Here is a 13,160-nt window from a genome sequence, read left to right on the forward strand (position 1 = left end):
AGCAGCCTAGAGAGTGGTGCGCCAGCCTCACCCCCCGATGGCGAAGCTTGGAGCGACGACGAGGTCAATCGATCCTTGAGCGAGCTAGACGAGGACCTCAAGTTGCTTCTTGCTCATTGGAAGACGGGTGGTCCAATGAGCGCTGGCTACCCTCCGCCGAAGTCCGCCGTATGCGGCAATCCTCAGCCCTGCCCGCACGTGCTTGATCTCGCGAGGAAGTACGGGCTAGTCGCCGATTCATAGAGCAACAAGGGCCGGCGCCGCACGTCTTAACGCCGCGTCTGCTCACCCACTGAAGGCCCCGCTCGTCCTGTTGCAAGCAGCTGCCACGGTCAGCAATGTCTAAAGTCCGGGCAACGGCGCGACCGGAGTGAGCGAAGTTCACAGCGTTGAAACGACATCTCCCTGCAACGTGATCGCCCGCAGCCCGAAGCGGGCGCACTGCCGGCGGCATAGTTCGAGTTGCTGTGGGCTGAAGGCGTCAGGGGCGGCCATGACGTAGGTGTCGACGTCTAGCCGTCGCGCAACCTCGATGTCACGGAGGATCTGGGGCCGTGTGAACTCCGCGACCTTGGTTTTCACTTCTCCCATGACCAGTGAGCCGTCGATTACACCAAACAGATCCGCCTCTGCCTTCGTGTCGTCGTGGAAGACCAAGTTGGTACCCAAGGCAAGGGTCACATGTTGGAAGGACTTGCGCAGGCCGGCCGCTGCCGCGATGTGGGTAGTAACACCCTGATCTGCTGCGCGATCGATCAACGCGGACAATCGATAATGCATGAGTGGCCCTCTTAGGTCTGCTTCGTATGCCTCCGGCTTGTTGCATGCGGGGCAGGTCGGGCGCGAGATGACTGCCCGCAGTTCGACGAAGCTGCGCACCTTGCATCGCTGGCATCGGATTAGCAAGCCCCTTTCAGCCCAATTGATCGCGGCTAACAGTTCAAGGGCTGTTCCTGCGTTCGCGACGCCAGCGGACGTCACCTGTGTGACGGTCTGTGCCCTCCGCTCGACCCGACCTCCAACATTTGCGAGGAACTCTGTTACCGACGGCATGTCGTCCTGCGAAATTACCTTCGCCAGAGTACGCATGATCTCCTTCGATCGCGGCGTCTTGAGCACGCCTACGCAGGCGAGCACGCTTGGAGCGAGAAGCTGTTCGTCGTTTGCTTGATTGTCGATTGCCTCCGCCAATAACCCTGGCGTGGAGGGTGAATTCGCCCTGGTTCTGACAGCGAGAGCTCGCTCCACGACGTCGTCCATGGACGGAAGGCTCAGGTTCAGGTTCCAGGCTAGCGAGGCGAGGGTTCGGATCTCTAGATTGGACTTCTCCCAGGTGGCATTGGGGAGGATGAGTTCTGCGACAAAGGTGCGCCGGGGGTAACGCCGGATCGAGGGGCTCCAGAGTCGCAGCAGTACCGAGCCGCGGCCTGCGTATCCAGCGGGAGACGTGATGGAGACTTGGGTTGCCTCGCCGGTGGTGACGAGCATCTCGCTGCTGCTTTGGCCCGCCGAGTATTCGCGTTCGAATACGAGAAACTCGCGGAGATCCGGTACCTGGCGATAGGTGACTGGGGTCGCGACGGATGCGGGCGTCATTTTGCCGGTCCACTTGGAGCCTTCGAGCGGCTTCATCCCGAGAGCTCCGGCTATTCGATGCGCTCTTTCGGGGGTGCAGCCAGGGTGGCGTGCGAGCGCCACGCTAGGGCGCGTCTCGCCTTGAGTCCCCACTAGCGACTGCACTTGGGCTGCAATGGAAAGCCATGAACCAACATCTACGTCTGGCACAAGGATTACAACCTTGCCCAAGCCGTTTCGAGAGCCGAGGGCACGAAGGTTCCAGAACCACCAGCAATCGCGCAGGTTGTTCGGGCGGGCGATGTACATGAGCACCGGCGTAACCATGAGCCCGCCCGAGGCCGAATGAATGCCGAATTGCCCACAGCCACGTTCCAAAAGGGTGTGCCCCGCGAGTTGGTACCTGAAAGAGAAGTCCTCAGTGATCGAATCCGCCAGCTCGACGCCCTGATGAGCCGCGGCTTGGGAGTCGACCATAGTCAGTCCACCACAGGCCACAAGTTCCCATAGCCGACCGTTAGGTCTTGTTACGCGTGCGGATTCGAGATCAGGGGCAACGATGTCCGGTGAGGACACGGTCCAAGACGACGGTGCACCAAACCTGTCGATATCCCTGAGTTGAATGCAGGGAAGGCCCGTGCGTGCTGCCGCCCGTTGAGCCACGTCGTCCGGGAGGTCGATGTTGACGAGGCATTGCACCGCCGCCAGCTCGATGACTTGCGAGTACCACGGCGCCAACCTTCCAGTTCGCGATATGGGAACGATGGGTTCCGTGACCCCGGCCCAACGGCTCGAGGCCGTCCTGACTGCCTTCTCGAATCCGGAGGCCGACCCGGTGGCCACCAAATAGACGACCCTGGCCGGGACAGGCACGGCATGTAACACGTCACGCCGCAGGTAGCCGCTGATTCGCTCGAGCATGACGACCAGCATGGCAGGGCATTGCTCGTCTTCGTTGGCAACGCTGCTTAAGACGGACGCCAGGAAGCGTGCCCACCCAACACCGGTACCCAAGGGCAACGCGATAACGACGACCTCTCACCTAGGCAGCGCTTGTGTCATCGTCCAACTCTTGAGGAGGACCTCCGCGTTTTGTTCAAGAGCCGGGGCCAGCGACGGTGCGCCGATTGGGGCGGGCGGCATCGCCTCGTGGCTACACTCCGCGCCATGGAGGAGAAAAGTCAGGCGTTCGTCGATGCGGCTACGCAAATAATCCCGGTGCTGGTGCTTGCGCTCCTCGCAGACCCGGTGAATCGACGCACGCGGCCGGGCCATTCCGGGCTGATTCTTAGTGCACTGCTCGCGGGCGTCCTAGGCGAGTTCGTCGCCCTTCTGGGCGTGGCGCTCGGGACTGATGCTGGAGCCAACAAGTTCATTGGCGCATGTATGGCGGTGCTGGCCGTGGCGATCCTCTACCCGCACGCCACAGCCCACTTTGGGAACCTCCGTCGACTGGTCCCACCGAAATTGCGGCTCCTGCTCGGCGGCGTCCCCTACCCGGTTCTGTCACTGACGTTCCTCGTCACCAGCGGCGGGGAACTTGAGCGATGGCTGCTAATCGTGGCCTGGACCTTCTTCGTCATTACCTTCGTTGCAGATGTCCTCCGGATACGACACGACTGGCGTGCATTGAACAACACCGAAGCAGGCACCTCGGCGGACCAAGGTGGGGCTCGTGAGGTAGGCCCAGGCTTCAATGAGCACACCGATGACCCAAGCCTGACGGCCGCGAAGACATCGACATTCGGGACGAGCGGGCCCAAGCAGAGCGGCGAGGAGTAAGCGTCCGTTTGGGCGACGAGACAAGGGCGTGATGGTGCGTCAATCCGCCGCATTACGGCTAGGCCCGGGTCAGGAGAGTCCTCGACGAGATGGCATCGTCGGCAGGGACCGCGCCGACTACTTGGAGTGGACGCGTTGGTGACGTCTCGAAACCAATACGAAGCGCCGGCTGCGGCAGCAGCAAATTGTCGTCGTTGATTAGCAATCTCAGCCGATAGGCGCAATCATTCTCTCCATGGCCAAGCAGACGACGGTAACCATCACCGATGACCTCGACGGTTCGACCAACGCGAAAGAGGTCTCATTCAGCCTTAACGGCAGGAGCTGGGTGATCGATCTCAGCGCGAAGAACCGCGCAGCCCTGGAGAAGGCCCTCAAGCCCTACATCGCTAAGGCCACCGAGCAGGGCCGGGGAAGCCGTCGTGCCAAGGCCGTTCGCTCGTCATCTCGAGCAAAGTCACGTACTGACCTTGCGGCCGTGCGGAAATGGGCGAAGAACAATGGTCATCAAGTGAGCGACCGGGGCCGGATCAGTGCGGATGTTCTGAAGGCATACGACGCGGCTCAGTAGACCGCGAGCCGAGCAGGTTCACGGGCCGGGCAGAGTGCGGCATTCCGCCGTGGCCGGGAGCTGCAGGGCGGGCCTCGCTGCGAACCTGGCGGATTATCCGACGAGCACTCCGGACATCAAGGGGATCGTTTGGTGGCCTGGCCGTACCGCGCGGTTGCGGTCGTTGGTGACTCTGTCGGTGTCAAGCTCGTCGAGTCGATCATGCGTGGGGGTCGGAATTGCACTGCGGGTCGCATTTTGACCCGCCCAGGCGCCGAGATTCTTCTCTGAATTCAGGTTTGGCAACGCGTCGTTGTTATGGGAATCGGGCCGTTTGGGTACTGGTCTACTTGAATCGTCTGATAGCCGCCTCTGATCTGATGCGAAATCGGCGACGCACCGGATCTTCACAAACGTGTTTCCCTCTCTGCACGCCCGACGGCGCACAGGTTACGCCTGCAAGCTTGCGCTGATCCCGACCAGCAGAAGGCGCGATCGGCCGCAACCGTGCGCATGGTCGCGCCTTGATGGGTGCCCCACCGCACGAGAGTCATGCCCCTGGGTGGGTGGCAGGGTCTCGATCGTGCCCCGTCGCCGGCGTTTCCTCTCCAGACCCATCAACGCTGGAGGCGACGTGGACGGATTCGGATTGGCGGCATCGGAGGTCGGTGGGCGGCCGATGGTGGCGCTGTTGTGCGGGCTGGTGGGCTTCTCGTTGATGTTGGGCGCCGGGCGCGTCCGCCCACGAAGAGGGGGCCGGGCGCGTGGTGATGTCGAGCGGGATTGCGCCGGCCGGCGCGAGGTGGTGAGGGTCGCGGGTCGCCGTCAGCTGATCCGGCGCGGTCGGGCCCTGCGGCCGGCCGTCCAGCGCCCGGCGCCTGGCGATGTGGGGTACCGGATCGGAGTGGCGAAGGGGGTGGAGTGTTTCGCCTCGATTGAGGACTCGGTGGTGGTGTTGGGTCCGCCGCGGTCTGGCAAGGGTCTGCATTTGGCGATCCCGTTGATCTTGGACGCGCCGGGTGCGGTGGTGACCACGAGCACCCGCCCCGACAACCTGTCTGTGACGCTGCGCCGCCGGGCGGCGACTGGTCCGGTGGCCGTGTTCGACCCCCAAGGTTTGGCCCGCGGCATACCGACCGCGACCCGGTGGTCACCGATCCGGGGCTGTCAGGACCCGCATGTGGCGATGATCCGCGCCAAGGCGCTCACGGCCGGCGCCGCGGACGGCACCACGGACGCGAACTTTTGGCAGGCCTCGGCGGAGCAGGCGGTTCGCTGCCTGCTGCACGCAGCCGCCTTGGGGGATCGGTCCACGCGCGAGGTGTACCGGTGGTCCCTGTCCGCGTTGAAGGCCCACGACGCGGTCCGTATCCTGACCAACCACCCCGAGGCGGCGGACGCGTGGAGCGAGGCCTTGGAGGCGATCCTGGCGGCCGACCCGAGGCAGCGGGACTCGATCTGGGCGATGGTCGCCATCGCGTTCTCCGCCCTCGGTGACCCGACGGTGCTGGAGGCCCTGTCGCCTGGGCGGGGGGAGCAGTTCGACCCCGAGGTGTTCCTGCGCGGCAAGGGCACCGTGTACCTGCTGGGCACCTCCACCGGAGCCTCGGCGACGGCGGGGATCGTGGCCGCGTTCGTCGAGGACCTTGTGGAGGCGGCCCGCCGCCGGGCCGCCGCCTCGCCGGGTGCTCGTCTGGATCCGCCGTTGTCGCTGGTGCTGGACGAGGCCGCGAACTATCCGCTGCCGTCGCTGCCGGCGCTGATGTCCGAGGGCGGCGGCACCGGCATCTCGACCATCGTGGTGCTGCAGTCGCTGGCGCAGGCGCGGCACGTGTGGGGTGAGCACGCCGCGTCGGCTATCTGGGACGCTGCGGTCGTCAAGGTCATCCTCGGCGGCGGCTCCAACGCCCGCGACCTGGACGACCTATCCAGGCTGATCGGGCAACGCGAACGCGCCACCACCTCGACCAGCCGCGGCGGCGACGGCCGCCGCACCACCTCCACATCCACCACGACGGTCCCGATCCTGGAGCCGGCGCAGCTGCGGACCCTGGCGTTCGGCACCGCGATCCTGCTCATGCGGGCCGCGCCAGCCATCGCCCTGACCCTGCACCCGTGGACCCGCCGCCGCGACGCCCGCCTGCTCGAGGCGGACCGGGACGCCACCGAGGCCCAGGCCCGCTCCATGCCGCGGCATCCAGTGTCGTTGTCGTCGTGACCGGGACGCCCACGGAGGGGTATGCCGGCCTGCCGGCTGGCCCGTCGCGGAACCCCTTCGTCGGCGGTCCGGTGCACGTGCCCACCCTCACCCCAGCCGCCCGCGACAGGCTGCTGGATGACCTGGCGCCGTGGGTGGACACGCTCGCTCGCCGCTTCGCCCTGGACGTGCGCACGCTGCCGCCGTGCTGGGACCGCCACAGCGGCATGGTCGAGGTCCTCGCGGCACTGCGGGACTACGAGCGCGGCGCCTATGTCGGAACGGCACCCCCCACAGCCGCTATCGACTGGCTCCGCGCCCTGCGTGACGCCCTCGCGTTCCTGCGCGACCTGGCCGCGCTGACACAGTGCACTGCCCGCGAGCACCGACCCGATCCCGAGCGACCCATTCTTGAGCCTCCGGCGTCTCAGGCTGCCGGTGGTGCCCCCAGCGGGCCGTAACCCTTCCATAGGCGCGGCACCGGCTCGCGCGGGAAGGCACGCGGCACATGGAACCCGACACGCTGCTGGGACAGGACGAGCAACACCCGTACGAGGCGCTGCTGCTCCAACTGGCCGCCATGGCCCAGGAGCAGGTCCGCGACACCGCGGATCACGAGTACCAGCTGGGGATCCGCGACACCTGCCTCACCGTGGTCGCCCTCACCCTCACCAAGGGGACCCGCCGAGACCCGGACCAGGTGCGGCACCTATTGACCGACGCGCTCACCAGCGACGGGTGTGACGCGCCCCAGCTGCTCCAGCTCGCGCTGCAGGCCGCCGGCCACGCCGGCACAGGGCGGCTGGGGTTGGACTGGGTGGGTCCGCGCACCTTCCAGGCACGGCACGGCCGTGTCGGCACCGATGAGGACCTGGCCAGCTCGCTCGGCCCGAACCGGTCGATCCCCATCTCGTGGCGCCGCGACCCTGGCCGCCACGTGGGGCTGCTCTACGCCTACGACCAGCTGTGGGACGAGTACGCCGTTATCGCCGCCTGCGTCGACCGCGACCTGGCGCGTGAAGCCTGCCAGCGCGCGGTCCCGAGCAGGGGAGCCGAGCTGTGACCGGCCACGCAACGTCGACGGCCCGGGTCGACGTCGACCAGCTCCGGGCCCGGCACCGGATCGAGGACGTCGTCGCGACCTCCGGTGTCGAACTGCACCCGGCCGGGCGATCGCTGATGGGCTGCTGCCCGTTCCACGACGACCCCACCGCGTCCCTGTCCGTGGGCGGCGTCCCGGACCGGTTCCACTGCTTCGGCTGCGGCGCCTCCGGCGACGTCATCGAGTACGTCGCCCGGCTGCGCGGCTTGAGTTTCCGTGAGGCGGTCGAGCACCTGGACCACGCACCCACCGCACCGACCATCCCTCCGGCCGCGCAGAACCCGGCGACCCGTCACCGTTCCGTGGACGTGCCCGTTGAGCGGGCGTATGCCGTGAATCTCCTTGCGTGGCAACACTGGACCCGCCCGGTGAACCACGAGTTCGCCCTGGCCTACCTGCGTCATTACCGCGGCATCGACCTGCACCCGGCCGAGACCGTGCTGGGCGGCCGGCTGGTCGGGCACACCGGGACCGCGTGGGCCAGCCTGACCAACCACCTGGCCCGACGGGGCGTCACCACCGACGAGCTGGTGGCGCTCGACCTCGCTCACGCCACCCGCCGCGGCACCCTCATCGACACCATGCGGGGACGGCTCGTCGTACCGGTGCGCGACGAGGCAGGGCACATCACCGGGTTCCTGGGCCGCGACACCACCGGCGACCCGCGCGCACCTAAGTACCGCAACCCCACGCGGACCGCGGTCTTCGACAAGGCCACGATGCTCTACAGCCCGCAACCACTGACCCCGACGAACGCAACCGTCCTAGTCGTCGAAGGCCCCTTGGACGCTCTCGCCGTCACCGCCGCCGCGGCCGCGACCCGGATCCCCGTGATGGCTTGCACCGCCGCCGGAGTAGCGGTCACCCCCACCCAGGCCGACCGAGTCGCCGCCCTCTCACAAGGACGGCCGGTGCTGGTCGCCCTCGACGGGGACACCGCCGGCCGCGAAGGCGCCGCCCGCTGGGTCCAGCTCCTGCACGGCCGCCTCAGCCACCCGGTCCGCCTGGTCGACCTCCCCGACGGGCGCGACCCCGCGGACTGGATCGCCGACCACGGCCCCAACGCGCTCGGTGACCTGCTCGCCCGCGCCCGCCACCCGGCCTATCAGCCCGAACGCCACCACCGCCCCGACCCAGCGCAGCAGCACGAGCCGCTGCGCCCCCAACTCTGAAGGAGACCCACATGCACACCACCACGACCCGCGCCCAAGACCTCATCGACCTCGCCCACCGGCACCTCGCCGCGGCCGCCGCCGCCGCCCGAGCCCGAGCCGGCGACCCCGTCGCGGGCCACACGTTCGCCGCCCAGGTCGAGCTCGCCGCCGCGACCCTACCCCCGCCCAGCCGACCCACCGACCCCATCCCGCCGCGGGCGGCCCGGCTGGTCCACCACCTGCTCGCCGCGATCACCGCCCTGGACACCATCGACCCCTTCGACGGACCAGCGGACCTTCCGCTGTGCGCCTGGCACGTCCACGAACTCGCCCGCATCGCCCGCACCCAGTCGCAACAGACGGGGACGCCATGAGCACCACGACCGCCGCGGACCTCCTCGCCCGCGCCGAGCTGCTCAGCCGCGCCCTGCGCCGGGACCAGAGGCCGGTGACCTTGCAGCACTGGGCGGCGTTCGACGTGACGCTGCACCGGCTCCTGACCGAGATGCTCGGGGAGCACGGGATCTGTGTCCCGAAGGAACACACCGCACTGCGAGCCCTGATCGACCAGTACCCGCAACCGCTCACCGGTCCGGTGCGGATGCCCCACTCCGAACCGCAGCCAACCATCCGTGACCACTTCGAACGCCAGGCAGCGGCTTCCACACGCCGGCAGCATCTGCAGTCGATCCCCACCCCGGCCACAGACGGGCACGAGCTGCCCGCCCTCGACGTCGAGACCCTCCCGCAGATCACCGATCCGCACCCCATGGCCCGGCTGACGTGCACCTTCGGCGCACTCGCAGACCTGCTCCACGGCCACCCCGGGCTCGACCGAACCCATGACGACATCGACGGGCTCACCGACACCACCCGACGAGTCCTGGCCATCGCCGCCCTCGCCGCCCACCACACGATGGCTTCCGTCCCTCTCGCCAACACCGAACGCCCGATGACGGTGGGCCTGCACGCCGAAGGCTTCCTCGACTCACTCACCACCGGCCGCTCCGCCGTCGCCCGGTGGCTTCACGAGGTCGCCGCAACCCATGCCCAAGCCGCACCCGACAGCCCCGGCGGGAGTCTCGACCGGGTGGTGGCGCAGTGGGCGCGCACGTCCGAGACCGAGCTGCACGCCGCAGTCCCCAGCCTCGACAGCTTGCGAACCCTCACCCGCCAGGGAACCCACCTGCTCGCCACGATCGAAGAACTCGCCTTTGCCGGGAATATGCGGTCATGGGCCGGTCAGGACCCAACCGGGCTCCGGGAGGCCGTGACGGCACTGATCGACGTCGACCAGGCATGGCCGGCCGGCGCGTCGACCCTCACCCGTCCAGCCCACGCGTTCGTCGACGCCAGCCGCGCCCTGCATGAGGCCCTCGAACCCCTCCGGCTCGGCGCAGCGCGGCTGGACGGCGCCGACCGTGACGCCGCCATGACCGACCTGCTGCGCGCTACCAGCCACCTGAGCCGTCAGCTCATCAGCGTTCGCACACTCCCCGAACGGCTCGCCTGCTCCGGGCTGCTGTTCGCCCCAACCCGCTCGCTCACCCCGGCGCCGGACCGCCTCAGCGAACGCAAGCACGGCCGGCACATCCCCGCCACGCTGAACGACATCAGCGACCTCATGCACGCCTGGCATGAAGCCGGGGACCGTTTCCTCCAGGCGAACGTGGCCCTCATGCATCCCTCGCAGGTTCCTCAAATGTCCTCGTCGGACCTGGGACCCAGCCTCTAGAAGCGGAAGGGAGGATGACGATGGAGAAACTGCTGCTGAGCCCCGAGGAGGCTGCCGAAGTCCTTGGGGTGACCCGATCCACGATCTATGACCTGATCCGGATGCGAATCCTGACATCGGTCAAGATCGGCCGCCGCCGCCTCGTACCGGTGCAGGCATGCCAGGAGATGGTCGACCGCCTTGTCGAGGAGTCGGCATGACCCGGCGGGCCAACGGGGAGGGGTCCGTGTACCGCCGAAAGGATGGCCGCTGGGTGGGCGCGACCTACGCCCACACGAACACGGGAGGACGCAAGCGCGTCTTCGTCTACGGCAACACCCGTGCCCAGGCGAAGGAGAAGCTCGTGGCCCTCGAGCGGGACCTCGACAGAGGCGTGCGCGTCTCCGTTGAGAACTGGACCGTCCAGAGTTATCTGGAGCACTGGCTCGCAACCGTCGTGAAGCCCAACCTCGCCCCGAAGACATACCAGGGCTACGAGCTTGCGGTGCGACTACATATCGCCCCGCGCATCGGCAAGAAGAAGCTGCGGGCCCTTACGGTGAGAGACGTCCGGTTCATGTGCCAGGACCTGGCCGGGACCGGTCTACGCCGCCGTAGTGTGCAGCGCGTTCATGCCGTGCTCCGCGCCGGCCTGCAATACGCAATGCGAGAGGAGTTGATCCCGCGTAACGTCGCCAAGCTCGTCCAAGTCCCAGCGCCGGTCGAACACGTGGGCCGCTCACTATCGCCCGATGAAGCAAAGAAGCTCCTAGAGGCCGCGAAATCGGATCGGCTGCATGCACTCTTCGTTGCCGCGGTCTATCTGGGCTTGCGCCGCGGGGAACTGCTGGGCCTGCAATGGGAGCACGTCGACCTAGAGGCCGAGACACTCCAGATCATGCAGACCCTCCAGCGCGTCGACGGGCGGATCCAGGTCTTGCCGCCCAAGACGCGCTACTCGCGCCGCACCGTCCCCCTGCCGTCCCAAGTCGTCGACGCCCTTCGCGCACACAAGGTGGCTCAGGGCAAGGAGCGGTTGGCGACTGGCGCGGCGTGGCAAGACACCGGCATTGTGTTTGCCTCCAGGGTCGGCACACCCATGGAACCCGACAACCTGCGCCGGAACTGGTACCGCGTCCGCCAAGTCGTCGACGAGCCCTTGCCTCGATTCCACGACCTGCGGCACACCTGTGTGACCTTGCTCCTGACCGAGGGGGTACCCCCGCACATCGTTCAGCAGATCGTCGGGCACAGCGCCATCGACGTGACGATGACGATCTACGCACATACCTCGCTGGAGGAGAAGCGGAAGGCGCTCAGGCTGCTCGGGGAGCGGTTGTCGTGACGCGCGTCCGGGCGCGTTGCTGTCAACTACTGCTGTCAACGTGCTCAAGAGACCAGAAACCGCGGGCCCAGCAACGCTGTGACCTGCGGTTTTGTTGGTGGCCAGGGGCGGGGTCGAACCGCCGACCTTCCGATTTTCAGTCGGACGCTCGTACCAACTGAGCTACCTGGCCGTATCGCACGTCCGTGGCGGCGGACATGCGATCGCGGCGGCCTCGTGCCGAAGCCCGGGTGACCGTCGCGACTGCAGGATCATAGCCGATCGAGAGGGCTAACTCACACCGGAGTGCACCAGCGGAATAGCCGCGTGTGCAACGAAGTTGCGCTGGGCATGAAGGCAATCACCTACGCCGAGTACGGCGACCCCGACACCCTCCAGCTCACCGATGTGGCCGACCCCAAGGTCGGTCCGGGTGAGGTGCTGATCCGCGTCCGCAGCGCGAGTGTGAACCCCGTTGACTGGAAGGTGGCCAAGGGCTACCTCGACGGACTGATGGTGGTGGGCTTCCCCGCGATCCCGGGCTGGGACGTCGCCGGAGTGGTCGAGGCCGTCGGTCTCGACACCCCCGAGTGGTCGGTCGGCGACGAGGTGATCGCCTACGCCCGCAAGGACTGGGTGCAGGGCGGCACGTTCGCCGAGCTCGTCACCGCACCCGTGCGCACCGTCGCTCGCAAGCCGAAATCGCTGGACTGGCACCAGGCCGCCGGCCTCCCGCTCGCCGGCCTCACGGCATACCAGCTGCTGGCGCGGTTGGGGCTCAAGGAAGGCGAGACCGTACTGGTCCACGCCGCCGCCGGCGGGGTCGGGCTCTTCGCCGTGCAGATCGCCCGTGCGCTCGGCGCGCGCGTGATCGGCACCGCCTCCGAGGGCAACCACGAGTTCCTGCGCGGGCTGGGTGTCGAGCCGGTGTCGTATGCCGAGGGGCTGGCCGAGCGCGTGCGCGAGCTCGCGCCCGACGGCGTCGACGTCGTGGCCGACTTCGTCGGTGGCGTGCTGGAGACCACTCGCGCTGTCCTCAAGGACGGTGGCCGACACGGGTCCATCGCCGACGGGACGGTGGCCGAGGCCGGTGGCATCTCTGCCTGGGTGCGTCCCAACGCGGAGGACCTGACCGCTCTGGGCGACCTCGCCGACGACGGCAAGCTGACCGTGCCCGTGGCGGAGGTGTTCCAGCTGGCCGACGCGACCAAGGCGTTCGAGCTGAGCCAGACCGGTCACGTGCGCGGCAAGATCGCCATCGAGATCAGCACCGACTGAGCCAGCGAGGCTTGAAAAGGGCGTCCACGCACGGGATTTCGTGCGTGGGCGCCCTTCTCCGTCCCAGCATGCGAGAGCCATATCCTACTGATTTGATAGGTAATACCTGAACGGCTACCTTCATCCCAGGTCACGAGTTCCAGCGCACAGCCCCGGCTTGCTGGACGGCAACCCTCCCACTCGCGGCGGGGTGCTCCGGGTGAGGACCTGGCGACAGTCGCACGACTGTCGCAAGCGCAAGGCTCTCGGGCCTCCACGAGGACGGAAACCCATGAAGGACAACGGATCCAGGCACCGAGCCGATCGCTCGTGCCACCGTGTCCTGCGCAGGCACGTCGACCTGCTCAGGGTCTCCAGCGCGCTCTGTCACCCCTGACGCGTCCCCTCGACTCCCTTAGCCCGTCGTCGCAACCAGACGACGGTCGCTGACGAATCCTGTTCTCCCACAACCGCTCTGCGCGTCCAGACGCAGGGACGGTGCTGC

Annotated in this window: 12 protein-coding genes, 1 tRNA gene and 1 riboswitch; of the genes, 11 read left to right on the forward strand and 2 right to left on the reverse strand. The window is 67.5% G+C overall.

Annotated elements, in window-relative coordinates:
* Positions 1 to 381: 381 nt before the first annotated feature.
* Positions 382 to 2,496 carry a hypothetical protein gene (locus tag ACXJKD_RS19220; RefSeq protein ID WP_457256523.1) on the reverse strand — a complete coding sequence of 705 codons (2,115 nt, stop codon included), beginning with the start codon at positions 2,494 to 2,496 and terminating at the stop codon, positions 382 to 384.
* A 246-nt stretch (positions 2,497 to 2,742) separates the two neighbouring features.
* Here ACXJKD_RS19220 and ACXJKD_RS19225 point away from each other — a divergent pair, with 246 nt between their 5' ends.
* The 10 genes from ACXJKD_RS19225 (at position 2,743) to ACXJKD_RS19270 (ending at position 11,419) form a co-directional block, all read left to right on the forward strand.
* Entirely contained in the window at positions 2,743 to 3,357 is a 615-nt protein-coding gene (locus ACXJKD_RS19225; RefSeq protein ID WP_457256524.1) for a hypothetical protein, read from the forward strand.
* A gap of 235 nt (positions 3,358 to 3,592) precedes the next feature.
* Positions 3,593 to 3,928: a histone-like nucleoid-structuring protein Lsr2 gene (locus tag ACXJKD_RS19230; RefSeq protein ID WP_457256526.1), complete on the forward strand. Its 336-nt coding sequence runs from the start codon at positions 3,593 to 3,595 to the stop codon at positions 3,926 to 3,928.
* A 697-nt stretch (positions 3,929 to 4,625) separates the two neighbouring features.
* Positions 4,626 to 6,125 (forward strand): type IV secretory system conjugative DNA transfer family protein, encoded by a 1,500-nt coding sequence (locus ACXJKD_RS19235; protein ID WP_457256575.1) that lies wholly within the window; start codon positions 4,626 to 4,628, stop codon positions 6,123 to 6,125.
* On the forward strand, positions 6,122 to 6,565 hold the full coding sequence (locus ACXJKD_RS19240) for a hypothetical protein (RefSeq protein WP_457256527.1): 444 nt from the start codon (positions 6,122 to 6,124) through the stop codon (positions 6,563 to 6,565). Before ACXJKD_RS19235 ends, ACXJKD_RS19240 begins: the two co-directional genes overlap by 4 nt.
* Before the next feature lie 47 nt (positions 6,566 to 6,612).
* Positions 6,613 to 7,167 (forward strand): hypothetical protein, encoded by a 555-nt coding sequence (locus ACXJKD_RS19245; protein WP_457256529.1) that lies wholly within the window; start codon positions 6,613 to 6,615, stop codon positions 7,165 to 7,167.
* Entirely contained in the window at positions 7,164 to 8,378 is a 1,215-nt protein-coding gene (locus ACXJKD_RS19250; protein WP_457256530.1) for a CHC2 zinc finger domain-containing protein, read from the forward strand. The genes ACXJKD_RS19245 and ACXJKD_RS19250 overlap by 4 nt, the downstream gene beginning before the upstream one ends.
* A gap of 11 nt (positions 8,379 to 8,389) precedes the next feature.
* Positions 8,390 to 8,734, forward strand: a complete 345-nt coding sequence (locus ACXJKD_RS19255) for a hypothetical protein (protein WP_457256532.1) — start codon at positions 8,390 to 8,392, stop codon at positions 8,732 to 8,734.
* Positions 8,731 to 10,095, forward strand: a complete 1,365-nt coding sequence (locus ACXJKD_RS19260) for a hypothetical protein (protein ID WP_457256534.1) — start codon at positions 8,731 to 8,733, stop codon at positions 10,093 to 10,095. Before ACXJKD_RS19255 ends, ACXJKD_RS19260 begins: the two co-directional genes overlap by 4 nt.
* Before the next feature lie 20 nt (positions 10,096 to 10,115).
* On the forward strand, positions 10,116 to 10,295 hold the full coding sequence (locus ACXJKD_RS19265; protein WP_457256536.1) for a helix-turn-helix domain-containing protein: 180 nt from the start codon (positions 10,116 to 10,118) through the stop codon (positions 10,293 to 10,295).
* 53 nt (positions 10,296 to 10,348) lie between these two features.
* Complete coding sequence (locus tag ACXJKD_RS19270; RefSeq protein WP_457256537.1) at positions 10,349 to 11,419, forward strand: site-specific integrase; 1,071 nt, start codon at positions 10,349 to 10,351, stop codon at positions 11,417 to 11,419.
* 95 nt (positions 11,420 to 11,514) lie between these two features.
* Here the strand turns inward: ACXJKD_RS19270 and ACXJKD_RS19275 are convergent.
* Positions 11,515 to 11,591, reverse strand: a tRNA-Phe gene (locus ACXJKD_RS19275).
* Positions 11,592 to 11,749: 158 nt separating this feature from the next.
* Here ACXJKD_RS19275 and ACXJKD_RS19280 point away from each other — a divergent pair.
* Entirely contained in the window at positions 11,750 to 12,676 is a 927-nt protein-coding gene (locus ACXJKD_RS19280; protein WP_457256539.1) for an NADP-dependent oxidoreductase, read from the forward strand.
* A gap of 128 nt (positions 12,677 to 12,804) precedes the next feature.
* A riboswitch (SAM riboswitch) is annotated at positions 12,805 to 12,919 on the forward strand.
* The last annotated feature ends 241 nt before the right edge of the window (positions 12,920 to 13,160 follow it).

This window comes from Pedococcus sp. P5_B7, from assembly GCF_054049895.1.

What these genes read in the sequence shown, in the direction of transcription:
- ACXJKD_RS19220 (WP_457256523.1), bottom strand. Translation starts at nt 2,496, where the DNA reads ATGCTCGAGCGAATCAGCGGCTACCTGCGGCGTGACGTGTTACATGCC.
- ACXJKD_RS19225 (WP_457256524.1), top strand. Translation starts at nt 2,743, where the DNA reads ATGGAGGAGAAAAGTCAGGCGTTCGTCGATGCGGCTACGCAAATAATC.
- ACXJKD_RS19230 (WP_457256526.1), top strand. Translation starts at nt 3,593, where the DNA reads ATGGCCAAGCAGACGACGGTAACCATCACCGATGACCTCGACGGTTCG.
- ACXJKD_RS19235 (WP_457256575.1), top strand. Translation starts at nt 4,626, where the DNA reads ATGTTGGGCGCCGGGCGCGTCCGCCCACGAAGAGGGGGCCGGGCGCGT.
- ACXJKD_RS19245 (WP_457256529.1), top strand. Translation starts at nt 6,613, where the DNA reads ATGGAACCCGACACGCTGCTGGGACAGGACGAGCAACACCCGTACGAG.
- ACXJKD_RS19255 (WP_457256532.1), top strand. Translation starts at nt 8,390, where the DNA reads ATGCACACCACCACGACCCGCGCCCAAGACCTCATCGACCTCGCCCAC.
- ACXJKD_RS19260 (WP_457256534.1), top strand. Translation starts at nt 8,731, where the DNA reads ATGAGCACCACGACCGCCGCGGACCTCCTCGCCCGCGCCGAGCTGCTC.
- ACXJKD_RS19265 (WP_457256536.1), top strand. Translation starts at nt 10,116, where the DNA reads ATGGAGAAACTGCTGCTGAGCCCCGAGGAGGCTGCCGAAGTCCTTGGG.
- ACXJKD_RS19280 (WP_457256539.1), top strand. Translation starts at nt 11,750, where the DNA reads ATGAAGGCAATCACCTACGCCGAGTACGGCGACCCCGACACCCTCCAG.